Source organism: Mesorhizobium sp. YC-39 (assembly GCF_025753795.1).
Classification (GTDB): Bacteria; Pseudomonadota; Alphaproteobacteria; order Rhizobiales; family Rhizobiaceae; genus Mesorhizobium.
In genome coordinates, this window is sequence record NZ_JAOWPS010000004.1 from 541,551 (window position 1) to 567,333 (window position 25,783).

Genomic DNA, 25,783 nt, shown 5'->3' on the forward strand with positions numbered 1-25,783 from the left:
TTTATCAGCTCTGGCCGCCAAAATGGCTCTTCAAGGCATTGAAGCCGCCCTGGAAGACATTGGCGCCCATGCCTTCGGCCAGCTTGTCGGCTTCTTCGGGTGCTGCGTCGAAGCTGGCAGTCCATTCGGCATAGGTGCGGTCGCCATCGGTCACCCGCCGCAATTGCAGCGTCGCCTTGTGGTTGGTGAGCGGCTGGGGCGTCTCCAGGATGGAGTAGCTGACCAGGAAATTGTCGTCGGAGAAGTCGAGCAGCTTTTCCCTAATGCGGGCGCCGCTGGCGAGCTGGAAGTTGCGCACGCAGCCGATCGTGCCGGCGTCTTTGCCATCCTCGATATGGCTTTCGACCATGCGCGGATGCCAGCCCGGTAGGCCGTTGAAGTCGCGTATGCGCGCCCAGACCTTTTCGACTGGTGCGTCGATGACGCTGGAGATGGTGATTTTTGCCATATGATCGTTCCCTTGCGAGTTAGCTGCTCGGGAGGGTAGGGCGGTGTGCCCGGCAGTGCTTATCAATGCGTCTTGAGCACCTATCAAGGAGTCTGAAAATGAGCCACGCGGCTCAGGCTATCGCCCGCGCCGCCTCCCGATAAAGCGTCGGCGGGACGCCGACATGGTCGCGGAAGAAGCGCGAGAAATTGCCCTGCGTGGTGAAGCCGAGATTGCAGGCAACCGAGATCAGCGGCGCCTCGGACCACTGCAACTGCCGCACCGCTTCCTCCATGCGCAGCGTGTTCCAGTAGACGTTGGGCGTCAGATTGGTTTGCTCCTTGAACAGGGCGAAGAAGTGCGGCCGCGACAGGCCGACGCTGCGCGCCACGTCGTCGAAGCAGATGCGCTCGCAGACATTGGCCTTCATCAGTTGGATCGCCTTGCGGACACGGAAGTCCTGCATGGTGTTGACGCGGGCGCGCACAGCTTGCGGTGCTGAAGCGTCGGCGGCATCGAGCACGCTGTCGATGAAGCGCTCTATCTCGTAATTGGCGATGTCGTCGATGCTCTCATTGTCGCTCAAATGGTCGAGCAGGTTGGCTGCCGCCTTGTGCAGCCAGGGCTCGAGCGTGATCGCCGGGGTCGAAAACAGCGGCGCCGACGATGGCAGGTCGCGACGCCGGCGGGCCCAGTCCGGATCGATGTAGAAGGCCAGGAACAGGCCTGGCGTGCCGTCGCGCGACAGAGCGTGACTGTGCGGCTGGAAGGAATTGATGCCGGCGGCTGTACCAGGTCCGAGCCGCACCGTCTCGCGGCCGATGGTCATCTCGCCGGCCGTGCCTTCCAGCCAGATGATGATATGCGCCTCGACATGGGCATGGGTGACGAAGTCGCTGGCGACGTTCAGGACAGAAACATGTCCGAACCGGCCCCAGTAGAGCCTGATCGCTTCCGTCATGGGTATATCCTCCCGCAGACGACTGGCCTCCCTTCGCCTGCAGTGGGGATATTGCTGCCCAGTTCGGGTCTGCGTCAAGGCGCATGCGCTCGCGCCGTGCCCGCCATGGACCCCGTGCCGCTGTTTTTCAGACTGATCGATAGGAACGAGAACGAATAACGGGCTCGGTCCTAAAGCGCGTCGCGTTTGGCCGGCCTTATGCGACGCGCTTTAGATTGTTGTTTCATGCATGTCGTTATCGCAAAACCGCTGCACACTTTTGCGCGACATGCATTAGTCGCTGCGCCGGAAGTTGCGTATCCGGTCGAACAGGACCGCCAGCAGAATCGCGCCGCCGATGAACACGCCTTGCCAGAAGGCATTGATGCCGAGCAGGCCGAGGCTATTGCGGATCACCTCGATCAGCGCCGCGCCGACAATGGCGCCGAAGGCGGTGCCGACGCCGCCGGCCAGGTTGGCGCCGCCGATGACGGTGGCGGCGATCACCTGAAGCTCCATGCCGTTGCCGAGGTTCGTGGTGACGGCGCCGAGCCAGCCGGTCTGGATGATGCCGGCAATGCCGGCGGCCAGCGCCGAGATCATATAGACCGCGACCTTGATCTGGCGCACCGGAACGCCGGTCAGCGTCGCCGCATGCTCATTGCCACCGATGGCGAAGATGTGCCGGCCGAATTTCGTCCAGCGCAGGACGAAGCCGGTGATCAGCGCCAGCACGATCGTGTAGAACACCGGATTGGCGATGCCGAACACCCAGGCGCCGCCGCCGAGTGCCAGAAGCTTGTCGTGGTCTGGCCCGAACTGGAAGACGACGGTGTTGTTGGAGGCGACCATGGCGAGGCTGCGCGCGATCGACAGCATGCCGAGCGTCACGACGAAGGGCGGAAAGCCGAGATAGGCGATCAAAATCCCGTTGAAGGCGCCGATGATCAGCGCCGTCGCGATCGCGGCGGCAATGCCGATCTCGATGCCGTAGCCAGCATGCATGGTGACCGCCAATATCATCGAACACAGGCAAAGCACCGAGCCGACCGACAGGTCGATACCGCCGGTGATGATGACGAAGGTCATGCCGAGCGCGACGATGGCCACGAAGGTGACGTTGCGGGTGATGTTGTAGAGGTTCTTCGGGGTGGCGAAGGAATCGGTGGCAAACGACAGGAACAGGCAGGCGAGGATGACCGCAACCACTACCCAGAAGGTCTGGGTGGCAAGGAGCCGCGACATAAAGCTGTGCTGTTTGTGCGCGATCGTCTGGTCAAGAGTGACTGCCATTATCGACCTTTCATGCCGGTGGCCAAATGCGCCAGCACGGCGAATTCAAAGCTTCGAAATTCCGGACCCGCCACTCTCATGACACCTGCTCGATGGCGCCGGTGATCAGGCCCGTGACCTCCTCGGGCGAACTCGAGGCAATGGTCTTGTCGGCGACCTTGCGGCCGCGCCGCATAACGATGACGCGATCGGCAACGTCAAAGACGTCAGGCATGCGGTGACTGATCAGCACAACGGCGATACCCTGGTCGCGCAAATGGCGGATCAGGTTCAGCACTTCCGCGACCTGCCGCACCGAGATCGCCGCCGTCGGCTCGTCCATCAGCACGATCTTGGCCTGGGAAAGCATGGTGCGGGCGATCGCCACCGCTTGCCGCTGGCCGCCGGACATCTGCTTGACGAGGTCGCGGGGTCGAGTTTCGGACTTAAGCACCGCAAAGATCTGGCCGGCGCGCTTGTACATCGCCGCGTAATCGAGGATGCGAAATGGCCCGACGCCCCGGCGCAGCTCGCGGCCGAGATAGACATTGGCGGCGGCCGTCAGATTGTTGCACAGCGCCAGGTCCTGATGGACAATCTCGATGCCATGCTGGCGCGCCTCGACCGGCTTGTGCAGGATCAACTCCTTGCCGTCCATCTGCATCGTGCCATGACTCGGGCGAAAATTGCCGGCGATCATCTTGACCAGGGTCGACTTGCCGGCGCCATTGTCGCCCATCAGGCCGACGACCTGCCCGGGCTCGATCGACAGCGAAACGTCGTTGACCGCCTGGATGGCGCCGAAATGTTTCGAGATATTGGTGAGTTCGAGAACCGCCACCAGCCTTCTTGCCTCCCCTTGCTTCCCGGCCTGCGGTTCTGCCGCGGCCCGCTCTCCCCAGCTCCTCCCGGAGACAGCGATTTTGAAGTCCATTATGCGAATGCCTGCACTGGCGTCAATTGTCGGACGAATAAGATCTGGCAATTGTCCGATGAAATGCGAGGAGATCCTTTTAAAAATCAGTTTTGTAGGACAAATAGAGATTGACGTTGGCGGCGAGCCGATATTAGCTAGGCGTCGGAGGAGAATATGCCGATCCCTGTTGCCGGTCCGCCGGATGGGAATCGGTGGAGATTATCGGTCGAGAATCCGGCAACAGCTGTTTGTTGGACCGATTCGTGGCTGCATCTGGAAATGCTTATCGGCCTGGCTTGGCGACACGAGCGCTCGTGCAACGATCCTCTGTCATTGCTTGATCCGGGTCGGTCTGTGTGGCGGACACGTCGTGTCCGTCTGTTTTCAAGGGAGGACTGACATGAGGAAATCACTATTGCTCGCCGCTGCCGCCGTCATGGCGCTGGGCGCCGGGCCGGCTTTGGCCAAGAAACAGCTCGTCATCGTCGTGAAGGGGCTCGACAATCCATTCTTCGAGGCCATCAACCAGGGTTGCCAGAAATGGAACAAGGAAAACGCCAGCTCGGAGTATGAGTGCTTCTACACCGGTCCGGCTTCGACCTCCGACGAGGCCGGCGAGGCGCAGATCGTTGGCGACATGCTGAGCAAGGCCGACACGGTGGCGATGGCCATTTCGCCGTCCAACGCGCCGCTGATCGCGCAGACGATCAAGAGCGCCAATCCGTCGATCCCGATCATGACCATCGACGCCGACCTGACCAAGGAAGATGCAGCGCTGCGCAAGACCTATCTCGGCACCGACAACTACCTGATGGGCTTCAAGATCGGCGAATACATCAAGAAGGGCAAGCCGAATGGAGGCAAGATCTGCACCATCGAAGGCAACCCCGCGGCCGACAACATCCTGCGCCGTGCTCAGGGCATGCGTGACGCGCTTTCGGGCAAGGAAGGTCTCGCGGCGCTCGCCGGCGAAGGCGGCTGGACGGAAGTCGCCGGCTGCCCGGTGTTCACCAATGACGACGGTGCCAAGGGCGTGCAGGCGATGACCGATATCCTCGCCGCCAATCCCGATCTCGACGCCTTCGGCATCATGGGTGGCTGGCCACTGTTTGGCGCGCCGCAGCCCTATCGCGACCTGTTCAAGCCGATGGCCGACAAGATCGCCAAGAACGAGTTCGTCATCGGCGCCGCCGACACGATCGGCGACGAAGTGGCAATCGCCCGTGAAGGCCTTGTCACCGCACTCGTCGGCCAGCGGCCATTCGAGATGGGCTACAAGGCGCCTTCCGTGATGATCGACCTGATCGAAGGCAAGAAAGTCGATGATCCGGTGTTCACCGGCCTCGACGAATGCACCAAGGACACGGTCGACACCTGCATCCAGAAGTAGGCCGCGATTTCGGGGCGCCGTCCAACGGCGCCCCGCCACCCCGGGTCATGGAATGTACCCGGTTCTTGACAAGGGACGAAGCAGCGCGGTCGGGGCGGAATGCCCCGGTTTCGACGCGCCCATAGTTTGCATTTCGGCGAAGGGTTATTCGGCGAGGAAATTGACATTCCCGATGCCCGCGACAGACAGCCGACGCATTGGAACGTGGATGCCGGACGACGGAAAATCAAGGAAACGATCCGCCAAGGCCGAGGCGCCGGTCAGCCGCCCGGCTGCCTTTCGGCGAGCTGACGCGGCACACTTTCCCGGTTCGAGCGTTCATGCCTCGCTGGCAAGCGAGATCGGTCTTCGGATCGTGCGCGGCGACTATCCACCTGGGGCTATCCTGCCCAACGAAGCCAAATGGTCGGAAACCTTCAACGTCAGCCGCTCGGCGGTGCGCGAGGCGATCAAGATGCTGATGGCCAAGAGCCTCTTGGCATCGCGCCCCAAGATCGGCAGCTGGGTCGAGCCGAAGGAGCGCTGGAACCTTCTCGACCGCGACGTGCTCGCCTGGTACGCGACCGCACCCGATCGCGAGGTGTTCCTGCGCACCGTGCAGGAGTTCCGCCATATCATCGAACCGGAAGCCAGTGCCTTCGCCGCTATCCGGCGCAGCGAAGAGCAGATGGCCGAGATCAGCCAGGCCTGCCGGGAGATGGGCGAGGCCACGAACCTGCAGGAACGCACGCGCGCCGATACGCGCTTCCACCTCGCCATCCTGCGCGCCTCCGGCAACGACCTGCTGGTGCCGCTCGGCGTGCTGATCGAATCGGCGCTCGACCATTTGTTCGTCTTCGTCACACGCGAGCACGGCGACCAAGGACGGGCACAGTCCTTGCACGAGGCGATTGAGAAGAACATCCGTCTGCGGCGGCCAGGTGCGGCGCGCAATGCAGTGCACAGGCTCCTTGCCAACACCGACGACGTTATCGGACGATCGCGGCGATGACCGCCTCTAGGCGCAAGTAATCGCACTTCGAACAATAAGGTAGAGGTCGATCCTCCTGGAATGATTGAGGTGGAATCCTGATGTCAGCCGGTCGCGCCTAGATCGTCTGCCGCTTGCCGTCCTTGGTCGGCATCAGGTCGACGCCGTTGACCTTGGCGACATGCGTTGCCAGCATCGGTACATATTGATCGGCAGGCCCGGCGGCGAAGGCGCCGGCAAAGGCGTTCTTGGTGGCATTGCCAAGCGGGTTGGCGATGCCGGCCGCTCCCGCCATCGATTCGAGATAGGTGAGGTCCTTGAAGGCATTGGCAATGGTGAATTTATGGGCGTCGCGGTCGCCCTCCAGCGTCCAGCGCATGAAGGTCTGATAGAAGCCGCAATCCATGCGGCCGTTGCGGATGACGCTGTCGAAGCGCGGCGGCGAGATGCCGACCTTCTCGGCCAGCGCCAGCGCCTCGGAATAGATCGCCGCATAACCCAGCGAAATGAAATTGTTGAGCAGCTTCATGCGGTGGCCGTCGCCGGTGCCGCCGATATGGACGATGCGTCCGGCCCAGGTGTCGAGCACGGGCTTGAGGCGGGCAAAGACCGCGTCGGAGGCGCCAACCATGGCGTCGAGCGTGCCTTCCCAGGCCTCCTTCGGCGTGCGGCTGAGCGGGGCATCGACATAGTCCACGCCGAGCGCCTTGAGTTCGGCGGCGATGGCCACCGTCGAAACCGGATCGGAGGTCGAGCAATCGACAACGACAGAGCCTTTCTTCAAGCCCTCCTTGAGGCCGCCGGGTCCGTGGACAATGGCCTCCACTTCGCGCGAGCCGGTGACACAGATGAAGACGATATCGGATGCCGCCGCAACATCGCGCGAGGTGGTTGCTTCCTCGGCGCCCCGGCCAAGCAGATCTTCCGCTGGTTTGCGGTTCTTGCGGCCGAGAAACGTCAACGCATAGCCCTTGTCGACGATGTTCTTGGCGATTCCATGCCCCATCAGGCCAAGGCCGATGAAGCCGATCTTTTCGCTCGCGGCTGTCGTGGTCATGTCGTTTTGTCCTATCTGGAAATTATCGATAATAGCGCTGCTGTTCTTGCCGCAGGCGGTTGCAGAATGCAATATTGTCTGACAATACAAATAATTCCCAAGCGATGTGGAGAGCAAAATGACGAAGCGGATCATGTTCACCGGTGGCAGCGGCAAGGCCGGGCGCCATGTCGTGCAATATCTGGTCGAGCATGGCTGCCAGGTGCTCAATATCGACGCCAAGCCGCTCGACAATCCCAAGGTGCGCACGCTGATCACCGACATCACCGACAGTGGGCAGGTGTTCAACGCACTGTCGAGCTATATGGGGCTGCATGAATTCGATCCCTCACTGCGTGCGCAGCCGGTCGATGCCGTGGTGCATTTCGCGGCCATCCCGCGCATCATGATCACGACCGACAACGAGGTGTTCCGCATCAATGCGCTCGGCACCTACAATGTCATCGAGGCGGCGGTGAAGCTCGGCATCCGCAAGGTGGTGATCGCCTCGAGCGAGACGACTTACGGGCTGGTCTTCGCCAATGAGCCGCGCGACCCCAAATATTTCCCGCTCGACGAGGACTACGATGTCGATCCGATGGACAGCTATGCGCTGTCCAAGGTGGTCAACGAGAAGACGGCGCGGGCGTTTGCGCAACGCAACGGCACCGATATCTACGCCTTGCGCATCGGCAACGTCATCGAGCCGCATGAATACCAGCTGTTTCCGAAATGGTTCGCCGATCCGGGTTTCCGCAAGCGCATCGCCTGGAGCTACATCGACGCGCGCGACCTTGGCCAGATCACGCTGCGGGCGATCGAAAAGGACGGGCTTGGCTATCAGGTGTTCAATGCCGCCAATGACGATTGTTCGTCCGATCTGCCGACAGCCGAGTTGCTGAAGCGGTTTTACCCCGACGTGCCGGTCAAGGCTGAACTCGGCGAATATGAGACGCTGCTCTCCAACCGCAAGGCGAGGGATGTGCTCGGCTTCCGTCCTGAGCATAGCTGGCGGAAATATGTCAAAAAGGCCTGATCAAGTGATGGTCCGGGGCTGATCTGTGCACAGAAGCAGGCTTTACGGTCCTGTGCTTGACAGGCTTTGAAATCCGGACTTTCTGGGACAGATGCGGGACGGAAAGCCGAACAAGGGAAAAACGCTGGCCGGTGCGGAGTCCGCCGAACGTCCGGCCGCCGTCCGCCGGGCCGACGCTGCCCGCATTCCCGGGTCGAGCGTGCATGCCTCGCTGGCTAACGAGATCGGCTTGAGGATCGTGCGCGGCGACTATCCGCCGGGAACCATCCTGCCCAATGAAGCCAAATGGTCCGAGACCTTCGACGTCAGCCGCTCGGCGGTGCGGGAAGCCATCAAGATGCTGATGGCGAAAAGCCTTTTGGCATCGCGCCCCAAGATCGGCAGCTGGGTCGAACCGAGGGAACGCTGGAACCTGCTCGACCGCGACGTGCTCGCCTGGTACGCGACATCGCCCGACCGCGAGGTTTTCCTGAAAACCGTGCAGGAATTCCGCCACATCATCGAGCCGGAGGCAAGCGCCTTCGCCGCCATGCGGCGCACGGACGAGCAGATGGCCGAGATCAGCCAGGCCTGCCGGGAGATGGGCGAGGCGGCGACGCTGCAAGAGCGCACTCGTGCCGACACGCGCTTTCATCTGGCCATCCTGAGGGCGTCGGGCAACGATCTACTGGTGCCGCTCGGCGTGCTGATCGAATCGGCTTTCGATCATCTGTTCGCCTATACGACGCGGGAGCTGGACGATTTGCAGCATGCGCAGAAGCTGCATGAGGCGATCGAGAAGAACATCCGCCTGCAACGGCCGGATGCGGCGCGCAATGCGGTGCGCAAGCTGTTGGCCAATACCGACGTCGTTATCAGGTCGAGATAGGTCGATCTTCTAATCTTCCTTCGGGCGTCCGAAGGCGGCGCGCAGCTCGTCCTTTGCGTCCTCCAGCACTTTCTTCCGCCCGGCCGGCAGGTTCTTGCCGGCGCGGTTGATGTAGAAATTCAGCATCGACATAGCGGACTGGAACGGCTCGGCCTTGCGCCGGTCGCTGTGCTCGGCCGAGCGCTTGAGCGAGGCCGCGATCTTCTTGGCGTCGTGGGATTCGAAGACGTGGTCCTCGAGATCCATAGCGTCGCTGTGCTCGGTCACCTCGGCCGACCATTTTCTTTTCGCGGTCATGGCAAACTCCTTGCGTGCATTGTCGGTCGGAAAACGCCGCACGGCAGTCGCGGTTCCTGCAATGCCGAATCTCTGGAGCCACGGATTTGCCCGTTGTGGCCGCTGCTCGGCGCCGCGAATACGCCGATAGTGATGCGGAACCGGTCGATCTCACAGAACCGCGGACAGGAAACGCCTTGACCACAACCGCCTCCAGCCAGGCGACCAGCCCCGGCATCGACAGCGCCCAAGCCTGGATACGGCTTGGCATCTCCATGCTTCTGGCAACGATTGGCGGTGTCGGCATGTGGGCGGTGGTCGTGGTGCTGCCGGCCGTGCAGGTCGAATTCGGTGTCGACCGCGCCGCCGCATCGATGCCCTACACCGCGACCATGGTCGGCTTCGCTCTCGGCAATCTGCTGGTCGGACGCGCCATCGACCGCATGGGCTACTGGATTCCGGCGTTGACAGCTTCGATCGCGCTCGGCGCCGGTTTCCTGCTCGCGTCGCTGACCACATCGATCCTGCAGTTCACCCTCGTCCAGGGGCTTCTGATCGGCGTCGGCACGTCGGCGATCTTTGGTCCGTTGATCGCTGACATCTCGCATTGGTTCAACCGCCGGCGCGGCGTGGCGGTGACGGCGGCTGCTTCCGGCAGTTACCTTGCCGGGGCAATCTGGCCGACCGCGATGCCCTATGTCATGCAGAGCGAAGGCTGGCGTTTCACCTATGCCGCGATCGGCGTCGTCTGCCTCGCGACCATGGTGCCGCTGATCCTGCTGCTCAGGCGCGAGGCGCCTCGCGAGGCCGTCGCCGGCTTGCCCGGCAGCCGGCCAGTCCAGCCGATCGCGCTGTCGCCGGCAGCCTTGCAGGTGCTGCTTGTCATCGCCGGGCTCGGCTGCTGCGTTGCGATGTCGATGCCGCAGGTCCACATCGTCGCGTATTGCATGGATCTTGGCTATGGCGTGACGCATGGCGCCGACATGCTGTCGATCATGATGGTGGCGGGTGTCGTCAGCCGGCTGGCGTCGGGTTTTCTCGCCGATCGCATCGGCGGCGTGAAAACCCTGCTAATCGGTTCGGTGCTGCAATGCCTGTCGTTGTTGTTCTACATCCCCTTCGACGGGCTTGCCTCGCTTTATGTCGTGTCGCTGATCTTTGGCCTGTCGCAAGGCGGCATCGTGCCTTGCTACGCCATCATCGTGCGCGAATACATGCCCGCCAAAGAGGCCGGCCAGCGCGTCGGCATCGTCATTATGGCGACCATCTTCGGCATGGCGATCGGCGGCTGGATGTCGGGCTGGATCTACGATCTGACCGGCTCCTATGCCGCCGCTTTTCTCAACGGTATCGCCTGGAGCTTTCTGAACATAATCGCCATGGTGCTGGTACTGTGGAAGGCGCGGCGCAGCGCCATGGCGATGGCCTGAGGCGTTGAGATCAGTTGCCCTGTCCTCCATGTTGCTACGAACCGTCGGCTTGACAATAGGCAGAGGCTGCGCGACGCCAGGCTGACATGGCGTGGCGAGGAAGCCGGATGAGCATGGCGACAAGGGTGACGATGCGACCGCGCACTGGCAAAAGCGCAGTGCCGGGAACAAGGCCTTGACCAAACCGCGCTCGCGCCGTGGCGGGGGCCGCCCCACCATCGCCGATGTCGCGCGCAAGGCCGGCGTCGGCGCCATCACCGTCTCTCGCGCCTTGCGCGATCCGGAGCGCGTCTCGGAGGATTTGCGGCGCCAGATCCAGGCTGCCGTCGACGAACTCGGCTATGTGCCCGATCCGAATGCGCGTGCTCTGGCCTCGGCGCGCGCCGAGGTGTTTGGCGTGCTGGTGCCGTCGCTCACTAACAACGTCTTCGCTGAAGTGGTGCGCGGCATCTATGACAGCCTGTCGGATGGCCCGTTCCGCGTCCAGCTCGGCAACACGCACTATTCCGGCCTCGAGGAAGAGCGGCTGCTGCAGGTGTTTGGTCCGCAGCGCCCGGCAGCCCTAATCGTGGCGGGCGTCGACCAGACGCCGACCGCGCGAAAATTGCTGGAGTCAGCCGGCTGCCCGGTGGTGCAGGTCATGGAGACAGGGCCGAATCCGGTCGACATGCTGGTCGGCTTCTCGCATTTCGAGGGGGGCAGGGCGGCGACCGAGCATATGATCGAAGTGGGCTATCGCCGCATCGGCTTCATCGGCGCGCGCATGGATCCGCGTTCGCAGCGGCGCCTGGCTGGCTATCGCGCGGCGACGGAAGCAGCTGGGCTGTTCGACCCGCGGCTGGTCACCACCACGCCTGTGCCGTCCAGTGTCACGCTTGGCCGTGAATTGTTCCGTGACGCGCTGGCCAAGATGCCGACGCTCGACGGCGTCTTCTGCAACAATGACGATATCGCGCTCGGTGTGCTGTTCGAGTGCCACCGTGCCGCGATCGCCGTACCGAAGAGCATCGGCATCGTCGGCTTCAACGATCTCGACATGATGCAGTCGGCCTTCCCATCGATCACCAGTGTCCGCACCTACCGCTACGAAATCGGCCGGCGCTCGGTCGCCATGGCGTTGGCGGCGATCGCGGGGAAACGGCCCGAGCAGCGGGTGGTCGACCTCGGCTTCGAGCTCATACGCCGCGAGAGTACGGCACGCTGAAGGCTTTCCAGACATCGCACAATGATCCTTTACACACTGCCATGGTAGCGCTACCATCTGTCGTCAATGCAAAGCCGAGACAGGGACCTAAAGGCTGTTTATTATACATAAGCGACAGATAATACTTGTTTATTATGTATAATATGATAGTTTTTGTTGCTGCTTGCGGGATCACAAGGAGAGGATATCGGGCAGGCGAACGGCCCGGCTCAAGAGCACGACGGCAAGGCGGGAGGTGCCTGGTCAGACGCGTGAACTGTCATGGCTGCTAACAATAACTAGAATTGCAACTGGGAGGAATATCGATGATCAAGTCACTCGTTGGTGGCATCGTTGCCGCCACTGCATTCGTCATGTTGAGCTCGTCGGCGATCGCCGATCCTGAAATCGTCAAGGGGCCGGCGGCAGAGCCGGACTGCTTCGCGCCATGGGCCGCCGACACACAGTTCTTCAAGTTCCCCAAGAAGGAAGGCCCTTACCGCATCGCGCTCGCCAACGGCTACATCGCCAACACCTGGCGCATCCAGATGATCCAGACCGCCAAAGCTTACGCAGCGCAAAAAGACGTCGCCGCCAAGCTTAAGGAATTCAAGGTGGTGTCGACCGGCGAGGATGTGCCGGCGCAGATTTCGGCGATCAACAACTTCATCGATTCCGGCTATGACGCCATCGTCGTCAACGCACAGAACCCGACCGCCTTCGGCCCGGTCATCAAGCGCGCCAAGGAAGCCGGCGTCGTGCTGGTGGCCTTCGACAACATTCTCGACACCAAGGATGCCATCAACGTCAATGTCGACCAGAAGGGCCTTGGCGAACTTTGGGGCAACTGGCTGATCAGCCATATACCCGATGGCGGCAAGATTCTTGAAGTGCGCGGCGTTGCCGGCACGTCGGTCGATACCGACCGCCACAATGGCATCCATGAGGTTCTGGCGGCTTCGGGCAAGAAATGGGACGTCACCGAAGTCGCCGGCAAGTGGGATGATCCGACAGCGCAGAAGGTCACGGCTGACGCGATCGCGACCAATGGTCCGTTCGTCGGCATCACCGGCCAGGGTGGTGACACCGGCATCGTGCAGGCGATGATCGACGCCAAGCATCCGTTCGTACCGTTCGGCGGCGAAACGGAGAATGGCTTCCGCAAGTTCTGCGCGGCCCATGCAGCCGAAGGGCTGAAATGCTCGTCAGCCGGTACTGGTCCGGCGCAGGTGGCGGTTGCTATCAAGACGGCGATTGCAGCACTCGAAGGCCAGGTCGTCCCGCAGTCGGTCAAGCTGCCGCTGGCGATCGTCGAGGATCCGAACTTCAAGGCAGGCCAGGACTACTTCCCCGACCAATCCGACAATTTCTTCGTCGGCAACTCCTTCCCGACCTGTGGCATCAATTTCACCGCGCAGGAAATCATGGGCCAGACCAAGGAAAACCAGTAGACTGATCGCTCGGCGCCGCGGGGAAATCCCTCGGCGCCGGTTCCGCAGAACAAGCGCCTTGGGAGGGGCCGATGGACGGTGCGGTTCCGCTCTTCCGCATGGAAGGCATATCCAAGCGCTATGGCGGCGTCAGGGCGCTGGAAAAGGCCGAGATTTCGGTCACATCAGGCAGCATCCATGCCATTCTCGGTGAAAACGGCGCTGGAAAATCGACGCTGATCAAGGTCATGGCGGGCGTCATCGCGCCCGACGAAGGCCGCATGACGATGGACGGAAGCGAGGTGAACTTCGCGTCGCCGGCTGCTGCCAACCAGGCCGGCATCGTTTGCATCTTCCAGGAACTGTCGCTCGTCCCCGAACTCAGCGTCGCCGACAACATCGTCATTTCAGATCCGCCCAAGCGCTTCGGCATGATCGACCGCAAGGCGCAGCGCCGCATCGCGGAAGAAGCCCTGGTGCGCGCCGGCGCCGCCGACATCCATCCGCTGGCGCTGGTCAGGGATCTGCCGCTGTCACGCCGGCAGATGGTCGAGATCGCCAAGGCGCTCGCAAGGAAGCCGCGCATCCTGATCCTCGACGAGGCGACCTCGGCGCTGACCGCGGCCGACGTCGCCAAGATCTTCGGCGTGCTGAAACGGCTGCGCTCGGAAGGGCTGGCGCTGCTCTACATCTCGCACCGGATGAACGAGATCGCCGAGCTTGCCGACCAGTGCACGGTGTTTCGCAACGGCCGCAATGTCGCCAGCTACAAGGCAGGCTCGAAGACCGACAACGAAGTCGTCGAACTGATGATCGGGCGCGAATACAGCCACATCTTCCCGCCGAAGCCGGTGCGTGCACCGACCACCGCCGCTCCCGTGCTGGAGGCGCGCAAGCTTTCCTGGACCGACCGGCTGGACAATGTCTCGCTGACGGTCGGGGCAGGCGAGGTCGTCGGCCTTGGCGGTCTCGACGGCCAGGGCCAGCGCGAATTGCTGCTCGCCTTCTTCGGTGTGCTGCGCGGCCTGTCCGGCCAGATATTGATCGACGGCAAGCCGGTCGCCATCGCCAGTCCTTCAGCCGCGCGCGGTGACCGGATCGGCATGGCGCTGATCCCGGAGGACCGCAAGACGGAAGGCCTCATGCTGCCGATGACGGTGCGCGAAAACCTTTCTTTCGCCGCACTCGACCGGCTGTCCAGGGCCGGCATTATCGACCGTGCCACCGAGCAGCGGCTGATCGACGACATGGTGGCCCTTCTGGCAATCAAGACAGCGGGCCTCGACATTCCGGTCGGCGCGCTGTCCGGCGGCAACCAGCAGAAGGTCGTCATCGCCAAATGGCTGATGCGGCAGCCGCGCATCATCCTGCTCAACGATCCGACGCGCGGCATCGATGTCGGCACTAAGCAGGAACTCTACCAACTGATGCGCAAACTCGCCGACGCCGGCGCGGCGATCCTGTTCTATTCGACCGACTATGACGAACTGATCGGCTGCTGCGACCGGGTGCTGGTGCTCTATGACGGCGCGGTCAAGCGCGAACTGGTGGGCGCCGAGATCACCGAGCGGGCGCTGATCGCCAGCGCGCTCAACATCCATGGCGATGACGCCGGCCTGAAGCATGGCGAGGACGCCAGCTTGAAGCAGGGAGAAAACGCGTGAAAGACTGGCGCTACTGGCTTGCCGAACAGCGTGGAACGCTGCTGGCCTTCGGCATCTTCATCGCCATGTTCGTCATCTATACCTCGAACCATCCGGCGGGTTTCACTGCCAACGTCGTGCAGACGGCCTCGAACAAGGGCGTGCTGCTCGCCTTCGTCGCCATGGCGCAGACGCTGGTGGTGATCACCGCCGGCATCGACCTTTCCGTCGGCATGATCTTCACACTGACCAATTGTCTGGCCTCGTGGCTGGTCATCGGCACCGGCATCGAGACCGCCTTCGGGGTCGTCGCCGTGCTTGGCACCGGGCTGCTGTGCGGCGCCATCAATGGCGCCATCGTCATCTATGGACGGCTGCAGCCGATCGTCGCCACCATCGCCACCGGCGCGGTCTATTTCGGCATAGCGCTGCTGCTGAGACCCTTTCCGGGCGGTTCGGTCAACGAGGATCTCGCCGACGCCCTGACCGGGCGCCTGTTCGGTGTGGTCCCGGCGAGCCTGGTCGTGCTTTTGGCCGTCGTGCTTTTGGTCTGGGTGCCGTTCAGCCGCTCCGTGCTCGGTCGCGCGGCCTATGCGGCGGGATCGTCGGAGATGGCGGCCTACATGTCCGGCGTGCCGATCCGGCGCGGCAAGTTCGCTGCCTACGCGCTCGGAGGGCTGCTTGCCGCGATCGGCGGGCTGTTCCTGACCTTCTTCACCTATACCGGCGATGCGGCCTATGCCAGCGGCAATGCCTACACGCTTTTTTCCATAGCCGCCGTGGTGCTCGGCGGCGTTTCGCTGTTCGGCGGCAAGGGCAGCGCCATCGGCGCGATCTTCGGGGCGCTCGCCTTCCGCACCATCGGCGACCTGCTGTTCGTCTTCGATTTCGACCCGCTCTGGCAACCGCTGTTCCAAGGTGTCATCCTGCTGATCGCGGTCAGCCTCGGCGCCTTCGTCCTGTTCCGGGTCCGCAACCGGCTGGAGTGGTTCCTGTGAGCGAAACGACGATTGGCGGTATTGCCGGCCGCATGCCGAAATTCATCCGCCGCGCCGATCCGGCGGTGTTGACCGCCTTTGCCTGCATCGTGCTGCTGCTGTTTGTGGGCAGTCTCTACTCACGCAGCTTCCTGTCGCCCGAATATCTGCTGCAGCAGCTCAAGGTGGCCTCGTTTCTCGGCGTCATCGCCACCGGCATGATGCTGGTGATCTTGCTCGGCCAGATCGACCTGTCAGTGCCATGGTCGGTGGCGGTGGGCGCGATGATGGCCAGTGCGATGGCTGCCTTCGGGCCGGTTGGTGTAGCGCTTGCCATCCCGTTCGGCATTTTCTGTGGGGTGCTGATCGGCATAGTCAATGGCATCGGTGTCGCTTATCTGCGCATCCCCTCGATGATCATTACGCTTGCCACCAATGCCGTAGCGCAAGGGCTGATGGTGGTCTACACGGGCGGGTTCTCGCCGCAGGATTCGGCAACCGGAGCGATGCGCTATCTGGCGACGGGCTTTGCCATTCCGGGCGTGCCCAACGCCGTCATCATCTGGGCGCTGATCGGTGCCGCGATGGTGTTCGTGCTGACCCGCACCGGCTTCGGCCGCGCCGTCTACGGCATCGGCAACCGCGAGCGCGCCGCCTACCTTTCCGGCATCGACACGCGGCGCGTGGTGATGATCGCCTTCGCCGTGTCGGGTGGGCTCTCGGCCTTTGGCGGCGTGCTTCTGGCCGGCTATGCTTCCAAGGCGGCACAGTCGATGGGCGACGCCTATCTCCTGCCGTCGATCGCAGCGGTGGTGCTCGGCGGCACCTCGATCCTCGGCGGGCGCGGCTCCTATCTCGGCACGGTCGCCGGCGTCATCCTGATCACACTGCTGCAATCCATCCTTTCGGTCATGCAGATGCCGGAGGCGGGGCGGCAGATCATCTATGGCGTTGTCATCGTCGCCATGCTGCTGCTTTACGGCCGCGCGCCGGCAAGTCGCTGATCCGCATCGTGGACGAGGCAGCACAAATGCAGAGAGGCCCCGTTCGGCCTGCACCGGCCATTGTGGTGATGGGCGTCGCTGGCTGTGGCAAGTCGGCCGTTGGCGAAGCGCTGGCGGTGGCACTTGGCGCCGCCTTCGTCGAGGGCGACCGGTTACATCCCCCCGAAAACGTCGCGCGCATGGCAAGCGGCGAGCCACTCACCGACGCGCTGCGCGAAGGCTGGCTCGACGCGATCGGCCAGCGCATCGCGGCGTTGGCCGGCGATGGACAAGGTGTGGTCGCTGCCTGCTCGGCGCTGAAGCGCAGCTACCGTGACCGCCTGCGCGGTTTTCACAAGGATATCGTTTTCCTCTATCTGGAAATCGATCCCGCGACCGCCAAACAGCGTGTCGCCTCCCGCCAGGGCCATTTCATGCCGGCAAGCCTGGTCAACAGCCAGTTCGCCACGCTCGAGGCGCCGGCAGCGGACGAGCGGGCATTGACGCTCGACGCGACGCGCCCGGTCGCCGACATTGTCGCCTCCGCCGTTAGGCTGCTGGGCGAGGCGGATTTATGAGCCAGTGTCATCGTCGGTCGAGGCAACGCCCGATCGGTCGGTGAACCTTTGGTGGCCGGCCCACACCATCATCTGCTCGGGATGATCTTTCAGAGCCTCCAGCAGGCGGTCGCGCTTGAGCAGGATGTAGTGCGCCTGCAATTCCATGTTCTTGGGGCCCAAGTCCCGTGTCGCCGGCGCCAATGGCGTCGACTGCGCTGAAACCGGCCTCAGTTCAGGGCTGATGACGGCCCGGTATTCGCGGAACGGGACCGTCTCGAGGGTCGACATGGCAAACAGCGCCGTCCCGCCCCTGGCGGCGAAATTCGCGGGCGCCGAGGCGAGATGGGTCCAGCCGCTTTCGCCCATGCCGGCTTCGGCGAAGGTCGAACCGGCATGGATGTTGTTGGTCATCAGGACGACGCCATTGTCTTTCAGGATCTTCTGCATGCGGATCGTCACCTGATAGGCGTCGCTGCGTTCGAAAACGACCCGGCTTTTCAGGAAGCGGTTTTCGACAGCGACCAGTGGCGGGTTGAGGAAACGCAGGCCGAATGTCGTGTCGGAGATGCCGTGGAAGTTGACGCTCACCTGATGGGTTTCGACGCCGGCCTCATGCAGTGCCCGCTTGCCGATGATGGTCTGGGCAGTGAATTGATCACACCAGATGATGGCCCCCTTGCCGCGCTTCAGCGCCGCTTGCAGACCTTCCAGGCCTTCCAGCCGGATCGTCGGCGCCCAGCGCGTGCGGACCACATGCACCGCAAGCAGCAGGCGCCGGCGGTGGTTGGCGGCGAGCATGGCCCTGAACAGTTTTCTTGCATCGATGCCTTTGCCAAGCACCGCTTGCGTCGCGGCGGCGTAGCGCGAAAAGTCCTTGCGCATGTGGCGCTTCAGCCGAAACCCGGACACGGAGCGGCAGATCGGCGCCCACCAGGCGACCGGCAGTATTGCCGCAACACCGAGATAGAAGCCGAACAACAGGCTTTCGCGAAAATCCCTGTTGGAGAAACGGCGCAGCTTTGCCGGGCTGACCAGCTTGCGGCTGAAGAACCGGACAGGCTCGGCGCGATCCGGCACGATGACATCGGCGATGATTTCAGTGCGGTAGCTGGCGGCGGACGGTCTTTTCCGATCGGCCTCCCCTGATTTTGCGAACCACGGCAGCCTCATCCGATTGGTGTCCAGCCTGTTCCTGTGCACGTCCGAAAGTCGCTTTACTGCGTCTATCACGGGCACGCAATCGGGCGCCGACGGGAGCATGGCACCGGAGTGCGAGCGCGGGGCTCACGACTTACAGCCAGAAGATGATGGTTGCTGCGATTGCGATGGTGATGAATGACCGGATTGCGGGATGGGCTTAGCTGGCATTTGACATGCAGGTATTTACCTGCGTATTATGACCTCAACACGAGCGAGATCAATGGACGCAGACAAGGTTTTCAAAGCGCTGGGCGACCCGACACGCAGAAAGCTGCTTGACCTTCTTTGTGAAAAGAACGGGCAGACGCTCGGCCAGCTTTGCGAAAACCTTGAGATGGCCCGGCAATCCGCCACCCAGCACCTCGAGATATTGGAGGCGGCCAATCTGGTGAGCACGGTCAAGCGTGGCCGCGAAAAGCTGCATTTCATCAACCCCGTGCCGCTCCATGAGGTCTACGAACGGTGGGTGCGGAAATTCGAACGTCAGCGGCTCAGCCTGCTGCACGATCTGAAGAAAGAACTCGAAGGAGACGAACAATGACCAGAGAGACGACCAGCTTTGTCTACGTGACCTATATTCGCTCGACGCCGCAAAAGGTGTTCGAGGCCATAACGAAACCGGATGTCGCAAGGCGCTATTGGGGCCACGAGAACGTCTCCGACTGGAAGGCGGGATCGAAATGGGAACACATCCGCGCCAACGATGAGCGCACCGTCGAACTGGTTGGCAAGGTCGTCGAAATCTCGCCGCCGACCCGTCTCGTGATGACCTGGGCGAACGCCTCGCAAGCCGACGACCCATCGAAATACAGCCGGGTGACGTTCGGCATCGAGGAATACGACACCATGGTCCGGCTCACCGTCACCCATGACGAGCTCGAAGCCGGCAGCGGCATGGCGAAAGGCATCAGCCAAGGGTGGCCGGCGGTGCTGTCCAGCATGAAATCCTTCCTCGAAACCGGCAGCGGCATCGACCTTTTCGCCAAGCCGAAATCGGCTTGACCCCAGTGGGAGAATAACAATGGCCAAGACCTATAGTGGCGGCTGCGCATGCGGCGCGATCCGTTATGAAACGAACAGCGAACCCATCTTCGAGAACCATTGCCAATGCCTCGATTGCCAGAAACGCAGCGGTACCGGGCATGCGTCCTATCTGACCTTCCCGCGGCGCGCCGATGTGACAATTACTGGCGAGGCGAAAACCTGGCGGGTAGCGGGTGCCAACGGCAATCAGAAGATTCACGCCTTCTGCCCGACCTGTGGAGCGCCGGTCTATCTGACATCCGTCGCCAAGCCGGACCTGATTACGATCCATGCGACCAGCCTTGACGATCCAGGGCAATTCAATCCGCGGGTGATCACATACACCGTCCGCGGCCATGCGTGGGACACGATTGATTCCTCGTTGCAGAAATTCGAGCGAATGCCGCACGGATAAATCCCGCGGGGAGCAATACGAAACTGCCGAGTCTAGATCTGCGACGTCAGCTCGACCGGAAAATCGTCATTGTCGGCGTCGCGCATGGCGGCGAGGCTGCGATTGTCGAGCACCTCGGCGATGGCCTGGCGCACTTCCAGCATCATGTGCCGAACCTGGCAGGTCGCCTCATCGCAGTCTTCGCAGCGCTGATACTGGGTGCGGCTGGCGCAAGGGATTGGCGCCAGCGGTCCATCGAGGACGCGCACGACATGGCCGATCTTGATCTCGGAGGCCGGCCGGGCGAGGCGATAGCCGCCTTCCTTGCCCTTGCGGCTCTGGACGAAGCCGGCATTGCGCAACTCGCCCAAGATGGCATCCAGGAATTTCTTCGGGATGTTGTTGGCGACCGCGATGTCATTGACGAATGCAAGCTGGCCGACCGGCAGACCGGACAGGTGCACGAGGGCCTTGAGCCCGTATTTGCCTTTTTTGGTAAGCATGCCCGATTCAGTTCATGAAAACCCCAACCGCCCGCATCTGGCGGTTGTTTGTGTGCAAATCATGACATTTTGATCGCGCGGTGCCGTTTCGCGCAAAACAAGCCGTCGGATGGCAGGTTAAACACAAACGCGTTGATTCTTTGTAACGTTTTGGACGGCAGGCGGCCTGGAAATTGCATTTCAAGGCATAAAAACAAAGAAAGCCGGCAAATGGCCGGCTTTCTTTGCTTGGCTTAGGCAGAAGCCGTGCTTCGCCTGGAGATAGAAAACCTTAGCGGCTGCCATAGGTCTGGTCGAGCAGCCCGCCTGCCGCAAAATGCTCGGCCTGCACCTTGTCCCAACCGCCGAAGACATCCTCCACCGTCAGCAGCCGGACATCGGGAAACTCGGCCTTGTATTTGGCGGCGACCGCCGCGTCGCGGGTTCGCAGGCCGTTGAGGGCGGCGATATCCTGGCCCTCCGGCGTGTAGAGGAAATCGAGATAGGTTTTGGCGAGTTCGCGCGTGCCGTGCTCGTCGGCGACCGTGTCGACGATCGCCACCGGAAATTCGGCCAACAGGCTGACCGAGGGCGTCACCTGCTCGAACTTGTCATCGCCATACTCCTTGCGGATGCCGCGCGTTTCCGACTCGAAAGTGATCAGCACGTCTCCGATCTCGCGCTGCACGAAGGTGGTGGTTGCTGCGCGCCCGCCGGTGTCGAAGATCGGCACGTTGTTGAACAGCTTGGTGACAAACTCCTTCACCTTGGCGTCGTCGCCCTTGAAGGCTTCCTTGGCATAGGCGGTGGCGGCGAGATAGGTGTAGCGCGCATTGCCCGAGGTCTTCGGATTGGGGAAGATCACCTGGACGTCGTCGCGTACGAGGTCGTTCCAGTCCTTGATGTGCTTGGGATTGCCGGTGCGCACCAGGAAGGACGGCAGCGAATAGAAGGGCGAGGCGTTGTCGGGGAAATCCTTCTGCCAATCGGCGGAGACGAGGCCCTTCTTGACCAGGAAGTCGATGTCGGTGACCTGGTTGAAGGTGACGACATCGGCGCCAAGACCCTCGGCGATGGCGCGCGCCTGCGCCGATGTACCGGCGTGGGATTGATCAACGCTCACGCCGGGGTGGCCGGCGATGAAAGCCTTATTGACCTGCGCGAAGAGTTCGCGGCCGACATCATAAGAAGCGTTCAGCAGTTTGTCGGCCGACCAGGCTTGGGAGGATGCGAGGAACAGACCGGCCGCGGTGGCGACGCCAAGCAGAAATCGCTTCATGAAAACAGGCTCCTTGAAAAATGCCGTATCGAATGCCCCAGGATAATCGGGCAGTGCCCGGCTGGACGAGGCATGCAAACCGGAGCCATGTCGACGTCGTTAGAAAAAGCGTTGCCGAAACAGCCGGTTGTTAGGATTTTCTTCCAAGCCGGGTCTTTCAGCCGGCACGCCGGGACAAATTCTGCCGGCTGCAAATCCTCTACGCAGCCGGAAAAAGCTTCCAGCGCCGCGGCCTGAACGCCACGCGACTTTTCTGCGCCGCCGGGTGGTCGACGGGCAGTTCGATCTCGACGCGCTGGCGCTCGCCGCCGATTTCGAGTTCCACACGCCTTGTGCCGGCGACGCGGCGGCTGGCGGCAACCGTGCCGGCGATGCAGCCGCTGCACCCATCCACCAATTCGACATCGTGCGGGCGGAAGAACAGCATCGCTTGCCCTTCCGGCGCCTGCGGCGCCGACAGCCCGATCGGGCGATCGGCGATCCAGACCTGGCCATCCTCGACCTTGACCGGGACCGAGCTCGATTCGCCGATGAAGCCATAGACAAAGGGCGAGTTCGGCGTGTCGTAAATTTCGTCGGCGGTGCCGACCTGTTCGATGCGGCCCTGGCTCATCACCACGACGCGGTCGGCAAGCTCCAGTGCTTCCTCCTGATCGTGGGTAACGAAGACGGTGGTGTGGCCGGTCGCATCATGGATTTCGCGCAGCCAGCGGCGCAACTCGCGGCGCACCTGAGCATCGAGCGCGCCGAACGGCTCGTCGAGCAAAAGTACGCGTGGTTCGATCGCCATGGCGCGCGCCAGTGCGACGCGCTGGCGTTGGCCGCCCGAAAGCTGTGCCGGATAACGTTTTTCGAGACCTGATAGCTGGACGAGGTCGAGAAGCTCGGAGGCGCGGCGGCGGATTTCCTGCGCCGATGGGCGTGTCGGCCCATGCCGGACCTTGAGGCCGAAGCCGATATTGTCGGCGACCGTCATATGGCGAAACAGCGCATAATGCTGGAAGACGAAGCCGACATTGCGCTCCTGGATCGACTTCTGCGAGGCATCCTCCTCGCCGAAGAAGATCTTTCCCCTTGTCGGCCGCTCCAGCCCGGCGATCAGCCTGAGCAGCGTCGTCTTGCCGGAGCCGGAAGGCCCGAGCAGCGCGATCAGCTCGCCGGACTTGATGTCGAGCGATACGTCGCGGAGGGCCGGAAAGCGGTCAAACTCCTTGCGCACGTTGGCAACGCGAACTTCCATACAAATTCCTCTGTCAGTGTCCGCGCGTCGCGGCGATCTCGGCGCCGTAGCGCATCTCGAGAAGTGTTTTCAAGACCAGCGTCACCAGCGCCAGGCCGGCAAGCAGCGAAGCGACGGCAAAGGCGCCGACGGCGTTGTACTCGTTATAGAGGATTTCGACATGCAGAGGCATGGTGTTGGTCAACCCGCGTATGTGGCCCGACACGACCGACACCGCGCCGAACTCGCCCATGGCGCGGGCATTGCACAGGAGCACGCCGTAGAGCAATCCCCATTTGACGTTGGGCAGCGTCACATACCAGAAGGTCTGCCAGCCATTGGCGCCAAGCGACAGCGCGGCTTCCTCGTCGCCATTGCCTTGCTCCTGCATCAGCGGGATGAGCTCGCGGGCGACGAAGGGGAAGGTGACGAAGATGGTGGCCAGCACGATCCCGGGCACGGCAAACAGGATGACGATGCCATGCGCTTTCAGCCAGCCGCCGAGCAGGCCTTGGGCGCCGAACAAAAGCACATAGACCAGGCCGGAAATGACCGGCGAGACCGAAAAGGGCAGGTCGATGAGCGTGGTGAGGAAGGCCTTACCCTTGAACTCGAACTTGGCGATCGCCCAGGCGGCCGAAATGCCGAACACGACATTGAGCGGCACCGAGATCGCCGCCACCAGCAGCGTCAGGCGGATCGCCGAGCGCGTGTCGGGGCTGGACAGCGCCTCCGTATAGGCACTGAGGCCCTTCGAAAAGGCCTCGTTGAAGACGATGATCAGCGGCAGCAGCAGGAAAATGCCGAGGAAGGCAAAAGCCACGATCATCAGCACGGCTCTTGCCGAGCGGCTTTCTGTCACCGCCGCCGACTGGCTTTCGTGATGCGGCGCGTAGGATTTGATCTCGGGGTCAGCCATAGCGCTTGCGGCTCCACGTCTGCACCAGATTGATGACCAGCAGCATCGCGAACGACAGGCCGAGCATGATCGCCGCAATCGCGGTCGCCGCCGGGTAGTTGTATTCCTCCAGCCGGATGACGATCAGCAGCGGCGCGATCTCGGACTTGTAAGGCAGATTGCCGGCGATGAAGATGACGGAGCCGTATTCGCCGACGCCACGGGCGAAGGCCAGCGCGAAGCCGGTGACAATAGCCGGCGCGAGGCCCGGAAGCAGCACCCGGGAGATGATCTGGAAGCGGTTGGCGCCAAGGGTGGCGGCCACTTCCTCCACTTCCTTGTCGATCTCCTCCATGATCGGCTGGACCGTGCGCACGACGAAGGGCAGGCCGATGAAGATCAGCGCAATGATGATGCCGAGTGGCGTATAGGCGACCTTGATGCCAAGCGGCGTCAGCAGGCTACCGACCCAGCCATTCGGCGCGTAGAGCGTGGTCAGCGCAATGCCGGCCACAGCGGTCGGCAGGGCGAAGGGCAGGTCGACCATGGCATCGACGATGCGGCGGCCCGGGAAATTGTAACGCACCAGCACCCAGGCAACGATCGTGCCGAAGACGACATTGACGGCTGCGGCGATGAAGGCGGTGCCGAAGCTGATTTCGAGCGCATTGATGGTGCGGCGGTCGGTGGCGATCGCCCAGAAATCGGCCCAGCCGAGCGCGGCCGATCGCCAGATCAGCCCCGACAGGGGAATGAGGATGATGAGCGTGAGGTAGGCAAGCGAGAAGCCGAGCGTCAATCCGAAACCCGGAATGACGCTCGGCTGTCTGAACCGCCACCCCGCCTTGGCGGGTGCTGTGGTCATGTCGTCCTGATCTAGAGTTTAGCTTACTGGGCCGGCTTGTAGATCTGGTCGAATATACCACCGTCGCCGAAATGGTAAGGCTGTGCTTTCTTCCAGCCGCCGAAAAGCGGATCGTCGATGGTGATCAGCTTGATCTCAGGCAGCTTGGCAAGATCCTCCGGAGGCACCAGATCAGGCTTCGACGGGCGATAATGGTTCTTGGCGATCAGCGTCTGGCCTTCCTTGGAATAGAGGTGGCTCAGATAGGCTTCGGCGACTTTCCTTGTGCCCTTGGCGTCGACATTGGCGTCGACCACTGCCACCGGCGGCTCGGCCAGGATCGAGGTCGGCGGGTAGACGATGTCGAAATTGTCGGCGCCGAACTCGTCGAGCGCCAGATAGGCCTCGTTTTCCCAGGCCAGCAGCACGTCTCCCAGGCCCTTTTGCGCGAAGGTCACGGTCGAGCCGCGCGCACCTGTGTCGAGAACCGGAACGTGAGCATAGAGATTGCCGACGAATTCCTTGGTCTTGGCCTCGTCGCCGCCATCCTTGGCGTTGGCATAGGCCCAGGCCGCCAGATAGTTCCAGCGCGCGCCGCCCGAGGTTTTCGGATTGGGTGTGATCACCTGGACGCCATCCTTGACCAGATCGCCCCAGTCATGGATGCCCTTCGGGTTGCCCTTGCGGACAAGGAAGATGATGGTCGAGGTGTAGGGTGCCGAATTGTTCTCGAATTTCGTGCGCCAATCAGGATTGATCTTCTGCGATTTCGAGACGATGGCGTTGATGTCGCCCTCAAGCGCCAGCGTGACCACGTCGGCATCGAGGCCGTCGATCACGGCGCGAGCTTGGGCGCCCGATCCGCCATGCGACTGCTGGATGGTCACGGTCTCGCCGGTCTCGGCCTTCCAGTGGGCGGTGAAGGCCTCGTCGAATTGCTTGTAGAGTTCGCGTGTCGGATCGTAGGACACGTTGAGAATTGTGGTATCGGCAAACGCGAAACCGAGCGTGCCGAACTGGACAGATGTGGCGACCAGCGCGCCGAGCAGTTTCCTGAAATGAGGTTTGGTCATTTCCGCCTCCGTTGACAATGGCCGAACTCTACCG

The 25,783-nt window shown here is 62.4% G+C and carries 27 protein-coding genes; 14 read left to right on the plus strand and 13 right to left on the minus strand.

Annotated elements, in window-relative coordinates; genetic code table 11:
* Positions 1-4 precede the first annotated feature (4 nt).
* The 4 genes from OHD62_RS24135 to OHD62_RS24150 form a co-directional block, all read right to left on the minus strand.
* Positions 5-448 carry an SRPBCC family protein gene (locus OHD62_RS24135; protein ID WP_263787861.1) on the minus strand — a complete coding sequence of 148 codons (444 nt, stop codon included), beginning with the start codon at positions 446-448 and terminating at the stop codon, positions 5-7.
* A gap of 112 nt (positions 449-560) precedes the next feature.
* Positions 561-1,388 carry an AraC family transcriptional regulator gene (locus tag OHD62_RS24140; RefSeq protein ID WP_263787863.1) on the minus strand — a complete coding sequence of 276 codons (828 nt, stop codon included), beginning with the start codon at positions 1,386-1,388 and terminating at the stop codon, positions 561-563.
* 273 nt (positions 1,389-1,661) lie between these two features.
* Positions 1,662-2,660 carry an ABC transporter permease gene (locus OHD62_RS24145; RefSeq protein WP_263787866.1) on the minus strand — a complete coding sequence of 333 codons (999 nt, stop codon included), beginning with the start codon at positions 2,658-2,660 and terminating at the stop codon, positions 1,662-1,664.
* A gap of 76 nt (positions 2,661-2,736) precedes the next feature.
* On the minus strand, positions 2,737-3,480 hold the full coding sequence (locus OHD62_RS24150; protein ID WP_318528630.1) for an ATP-binding cassette domain-containing protein: 744 nt from the start codon (positions 3,478-3,480) through the stop codon (positions 2,737-2,739).
* 475 nt (positions 3,481-3,955) lie between these two features.
* On the opposite strand from OHD62_RS24150, the gene OHD62_RS24155 reads away from it, so the two are divergent.
* Entirely contained in the window at positions 3,956-4,945 is a 990-nt protein-coding gene (locus tag OHD62_RS24155; protein WP_263787867.1) for a sugar-binding protein, read from the plus strand.
* A gap of 208 nt (positions 4,946-5,153) precedes the next feature.
* On the plus strand, positions 5,154-5,936 hold the full coding sequence (locus OHD62_RS24160) for a FadR/GntR family transcriptional regulator (protein WP_263787870.1): 783 nt from the start codon (positions 5,154-5,156) through the stop codon (positions 5,934-5,936).
* Between the two features lie 97 nt (positions 5,937-6,033).
* Here OHD62_RS24160 and OHD62_RS24165 read toward each other — a convergent pair whose 3' ends face one another.
* Entirely contained in the window at positions 6,034-6,972 is a 939-nt protein-coding gene (locus OHD62_RS24165; RefSeq protein WP_263787872.1) for an NAD(P)-dependent oxidoreductase, read from the minus strand.
* A gap of 118 nt (positions 6,973-7,090) precedes the next feature.
* Between OHD62_RS24165 and OHD62_RS24170 the strand changes: the two genes are divergently transcribed.
* Together OHD62_RS24170 and OHD62_RS24175 are read left to right on the plus strand one after the other, a co-directional pair.
* On the plus strand, positions 7,091-7,987 hold the full coding sequence (locus OHD62_RS24170; RefSeq protein WP_263787874.1) for an NAD-dependent epimerase/dehydratase family protein: 897 nt from the start codon (positions 7,091-7,093) through the stop codon (positions 7,985-7,987).
* A gap of 91 nt (positions 7,988-8,078) precedes the next feature.
* Positions 8,079-8,855, plus strand: a complete 777-nt coding sequence (locus OHD62_RS24175) for a FadR/GntR family transcriptional regulator (RefSeq protein WP_263787876.1) — start codon at positions 8,079-8,081, stop codon at positions 8,853-8,855.
* Between the two features lie 9 nt (positions 8,856-8,864).
* On the opposite strand, the gene OHD62_RS24180 is transcribed toward OHD62_RS24175, so the two are convergent.
* Entirely contained in the window at positions 8,865-9,152 is a 288-nt protein-coding gene (locus tag OHD62_RS24180; RefSeq protein ID WP_263787878.1) for a DUF3175 domain-containing protein, read from the minus strand.
* Positions 9,153-9,328: 176 nt separating this feature from the next.
* Between OHD62_RS24180 and OHD62_RS24185 the strand changes: the two genes are divergently transcribed.
* The 7 genes from OHD62_RS24185 to OHD62_RS24215 all read left to right on the plus strand — a co-directional run bounded on the left by OHD62_RS24185 (position 9,329) and on the right by OHD62_RS24215 (position 17,355).
* The gene (locus tag OHD62_RS24185; protein ID WP_263787880.1) at positions 9,329-10,561 is read left to right on the plus strand and encodes an MFS transporter; all 1,233 of its coding nucleotides are present in this window, start codon (positions 9,329-9,331) and stop codon (positions 10,559-10,561) included.
* A 175-nt stretch (positions 10,562-10,736) separates the two neighbouring features.
* Positions 10,737-11,765 (plus strand): LacI family DNA-binding transcriptional regulator, encoded by a 1,029-nt coding sequence (locus OHD62_RS24190; RefSeq protein WP_263788550.1) that lies wholly within the window; start codon positions 10,737-10,739, stop codon positions 11,763-11,765.
* Between the two features lie 305 nt (positions 11,766-12,070).
* Entirely contained in the window at positions 12,071-13,195 is a 1,125-nt protein-coding gene (locus OHD62_RS24195) for a sugar ABC transporter substrate-binding protein (RefSeq protein ID WP_263787882.1), read from the plus strand.
* Between the two features lie 71 nt (positions 13,196-13,266).
* On the plus strand, positions 13,267-14,838 hold the full coding sequence (locus OHD62_RS24200; RefSeq protein WP_263787884.1) for a sugar ABC transporter ATP-binding protein: 1,572 nt from the start codon (positions 13,267-13,269) through the stop codon (positions 14,836-14,838).
* Positions 14,835-15,815: an ABC transporter permease gene (locus tag OHD62_RS24205; RefSeq protein WP_263787886.1), complete on the plus strand. Its 981-nt coding sequence runs from the start codon at positions 14,835-14,837 to the stop codon at positions 15,813-15,815. The genes OHD62_RS24200 and OHD62_RS24205 overlap by 4 nt, the downstream gene beginning before the upstream one ends.
* A complete protein-coding gene (locus OHD62_RS24210) occupies positions 15,812-16,798 on the plus strand; it encodes an ABC transporter permease (protein ID WP_263787887.1) in 987 nt (328 codons plus the stop codon). The genes OHD62_RS24205 and OHD62_RS24210 overlap by 4 nt, the downstream gene beginning before the upstream one ends.
* A gap of 26 nt (positions 16,799-16,824) precedes the next feature.
* Positions 16,825-17,355: a gluconokinase gene (locus tag OHD62_RS24215; protein ID WP_263787889.1), complete on the plus strand. Its 531-nt coding sequence runs from the start codon at positions 16,825-16,827 to the stop codon at positions 17,353-17,355.
* Here the strand turns inward: OHD62_RS24215 and OHD62_RS24220 are convergent.
* On the minus strand, positions 17,350-18,507 hold the full coding sequence (locus OHD62_RS24220; protein ID WP_263787891.1) for a hypothetical protein: 1,158 nt from the start codon (positions 18,505-18,507) through the stop codon (positions 17,350-17,352). The two genes, OHD62_RS24215 and OHD62_RS24220, sit on opposite strands and share 6 nt — an antisense overlap.
* Before the next feature lie 250 nt (positions 18,508-18,757).
* Here OHD62_RS24220 and OHD62_RS24225 point away from each other — a divergent pair, with 250 nt between their 5' ends.
* From OHD62_RS24225 to OHD62_RS24235, 3 genes are read left to right on the plus strand one after another with little or no spacing between them, the layout of a single operon-like run.
* Positions 18,758-19,078 (plus strand): ArsR/SmtB family transcription factor, encoded by a 321-nt coding sequence (locus tag OHD62_RS24225; protein WP_263787893.1) that lies wholly within the window; start codon positions 18,758-18,760, stop codon positions 19,076-19,078.
* Positions 19,075-19,539 (plus strand): SRPBCC family protein, encoded by a 465-nt coding sequence (locus tag OHD62_RS24230; RefSeq protein WP_263787895.1) that lies wholly within the window; start codon positions 19,075-19,077, stop codon positions 19,537-19,539. Before OHD62_RS24225 ends, OHD62_RS24230 begins: the two co-directional genes overlap by 4 nt.
* A 19-nt stretch (positions 19,540-19,558) precedes the next feature.
* Positions 19,559-19,975 (plus strand): GFA family protein, encoded by a 417-nt coding sequence (locus OHD62_RS24235; RefSeq protein ID WP_263787897.1) that lies wholly within the window; start codon positions 19,559-19,561, stop codon positions 19,973-19,975.
* A gap of 32 nt (positions 19,976-20,007) precedes the next feature.
* On the opposite strand, the gene OHD62_RS24240 is transcribed toward OHD62_RS24235, so the two are convergent.
* The 6 genes from OHD62_RS24240 to OHD62_RS24265 form a co-directional block, all read right to left on the minus strand.
* Complete coding sequence (locus tag OHD62_RS24240) at positions 20,008-20,457, minus strand: RrF2 family transcriptional regulator (protein ID WP_006202816.1); 450 nt, start codon at positions 20,455-20,457, stop codon at positions 20,008-20,010.
* A gap of 271 nt (positions 20,458-20,728) precedes the next feature.
* On the minus strand, positions 20,729-21,715 hold the full coding sequence (locus tag OHD62_RS24245; protein WP_263787933.1) for a sulfate ABC transporter substrate-binding protein: 987 nt from the start codon (positions 21,713-21,715) through the stop codon (positions 20,729-20,731).
* Between the two features lie 199 nt (positions 21,716-21,914).
* Complete coding sequence (locus tag OHD62_RS24250) at positions 21,915-22,955, minus strand: sulfate/molybdate ABC transporter ATP-binding protein (RefSeq protein ID WP_263787935.1); 1,041 nt, start codon at positions 22,953-22,955, stop codon at positions 21,915-21,917.
* A 13-nt stretch (positions 22,956-22,968) separates the two neighbouring features.
* Positions 22,969-23,853, minus strand: coding sequence for a sulfate ABC transporter permease subunit CysW (gene cysW, locus OHD62_RS24255; RefSeq protein ID WP_263787936.1), 885 nt, complete (start codon positions 23,851-23,853; stop codon positions 22,969-22,971).
* Positions 23,846-24,697: a sulfate ABC transporter permease subunit CysT gene (cysT, locus tag OHD62_RS24260; protein ID WP_263787939.1), complete on the minus strand. Its 852-nt coding sequence runs from the start codon at positions 24,695-24,697 to the stop codon at positions 23,846-23,848. Before cysT ends, cysW begins: the two co-directional genes overlap by 8 nt.
* A 23-nt stretch (positions 24,698-24,720) precedes the next feature.
* On the minus strand, positions 24,721-25,749 hold the full coding sequence (locus tag OHD62_RS24265) for a sulfate ABC transporter substrate-binding protein (protein ID WP_263787941.1): 1,029 nt from the start codon (positions 25,747-25,749) through the stop codon (positions 24,721-24,723).
* Between the last annotated feature and the right edge of the window lie 34 nt (positions 25,750-25,783).

What these genes read in the sequence shown, in the direction of transcription:
- OHD62_RS24135 (WP_263787861.1), bottom strand. Translation starts at nt 448, where the DNA reads ATGGCAAAAATCACCATCTCCAGCGTCATCGACGCACCAGTCGAAAAG.
- OHD62_RS24140 (WP_263787863.1), bottom strand. Translation starts at nt 1,388, where the DNA reads ATGACGGAAGCGATCAGGCTCTACTGGGGCCGGTTCGGACATGTTTCT.
- OHD62_RS24145 (WP_263787866.1), bottom strand. Translation starts at nt 2,660, where the DNA reads ATGGCAGTCACTCTTGACCAGACGATCGCGCACAAACAGCACAGCTTT.
- OHD62_RS24155 (WP_263787867.1), top strand. Translation starts at nt 3,956, where the DNA reads ATGAGGAAATCACTATTGCTCGCCGCTGCCGCCGTCATGGCGCTGGGC.
- OHD62_RS24160 (WP_263787870.1), top strand. Translation starts at nt 5,154, where the DNA reads ATGCCGGACGACGGAAAATCAAGGAAACGATCCGCCAAGGCCGAGGCG.
- OHD62_RS24165 (WP_263787872.1), bottom strand. Translation starts at nt 6,972, where the DNA reads ATGACCACGACAGCCGCGAGCGAAAAGATCGGCTTCATCGGCCTTGGC.
- OHD62_RS24170 (WP_263787874.1), top strand. Translation starts at nt 7,091, where the DNA reads ATGACGAAGCGGATCATGTTCACCGGTGGCAGCGGCAAGGCCGGGCGC.
- OHD62_RS24175 (WP_263787876.1), top strand. Translation starts at nt 8,079, where the DNA reads ATGCGGGACGGAAAGCCGAACAAGGGAAAAACGCTGGCCGGTGCGGAG.
- OHD62_RS24180 (WP_263787878.1), bottom strand. Translation starts at nt 9,152, where the DNA reads ATGACCGCGAAAAGAAAATGGTCGGCCGAGGTGACCGAGCACAGCGAC.
- OHD62_RS24195 (WP_263787882.1), top strand. Translation starts at nt 12,071, where the DNA reads ATGATCAAGTCACTCGTTGGTGGCATCGTTGCCGCCACTGCATTCGTC.
- OHD62_RS24200 (WP_263787884.1), top strand. Translation starts at nt 13,267, where the DNA reads ATGGACGGTGCGGTTCCGCTCTTCCGCATGGAAGGCATATCCAAGCGC.
- OHD62_RS24215 (WP_263787889.1), top strand. Translation starts at nt 16,825, where the DNA reads ATGCAGAGAGGCCCCGTTCGGCCTGCACCGGCCATTGTGGTGATGGGC.
- OHD62_RS24220 (WP_263787891.1), bottom strand. Translation starts at nt 18,507, where the DNA reads ATGAGGCTGCCGTGGTTCGCAAAATCAGGGGAGGCCGATCGGAAAAGA.
- OHD62_RS24225 (WP_263787893.1), top strand. Translation starts at nt 18,758, where the DNA reads ATGGACGCAGACAAGGTTTTCAAAGCGCTGGGCGACCCGACACGCAGA.
- OHD62_RS24230 (WP_263787895.1), top strand. Translation starts at nt 19,075, where the DNA reads ATGACCAGAGAGACGACCAGCTTTGTCTACGTGACCTATATTCGCTCG.
- OHD62_RS24235 (WP_263787897.1), top strand. Translation starts at nt 19,559, where the DNA reads ATGGCCAAGACCTATAGTGGCGGCTGCGCATGCGGCGCGATCCGTTAT.
- OHD62_RS24240 (WP_006202816.1), bottom strand. Translation starts at nt 20,457, where the DNA reads ATGCTTACCAAAAAAGGCAAATACGGGCTCAAGGCCCTCGTGCACCTG.
- OHD62_RS24245 (WP_263787933.1), bottom strand. Translation starts at nt 21,715, where the DNA reads ATGAAGCGATTTCTGCTTGGCGTCGCCACCGCGGCCGGTCTGTTCCTC.
- OHD62_RS24250 (WP_263787935.1), bottom strand. Translation starts at nt 22,955, where the DNA reads ATGGAAGTTCGCGTTGCCAACGTGCGCAAGGAGTTTGACCGCTTTCCG.
- cysW (WP_263787936.1), bottom strand. Translation starts at nt 23,853, where the DNA reads ATGGCTGACCCCGAGATCAAATCCTACGCGCCGCATCACGAAAGCCAG.
- cysT (WP_263787939.1), bottom strand. Translation starts at nt 24,697, where the DNA reads ATGACCACAGCACCCGCCAAGGCGGGGTGGCGGTTCAGACAGCCGAGC.
- OHD62_RS24265 (WP_263787941.1), bottom strand. Translation starts at nt 25,749, where the DNA reads ATGACCAAACCTCATTTCAGGAAACTGCTCGGCGCGCTGGTCGCCACA.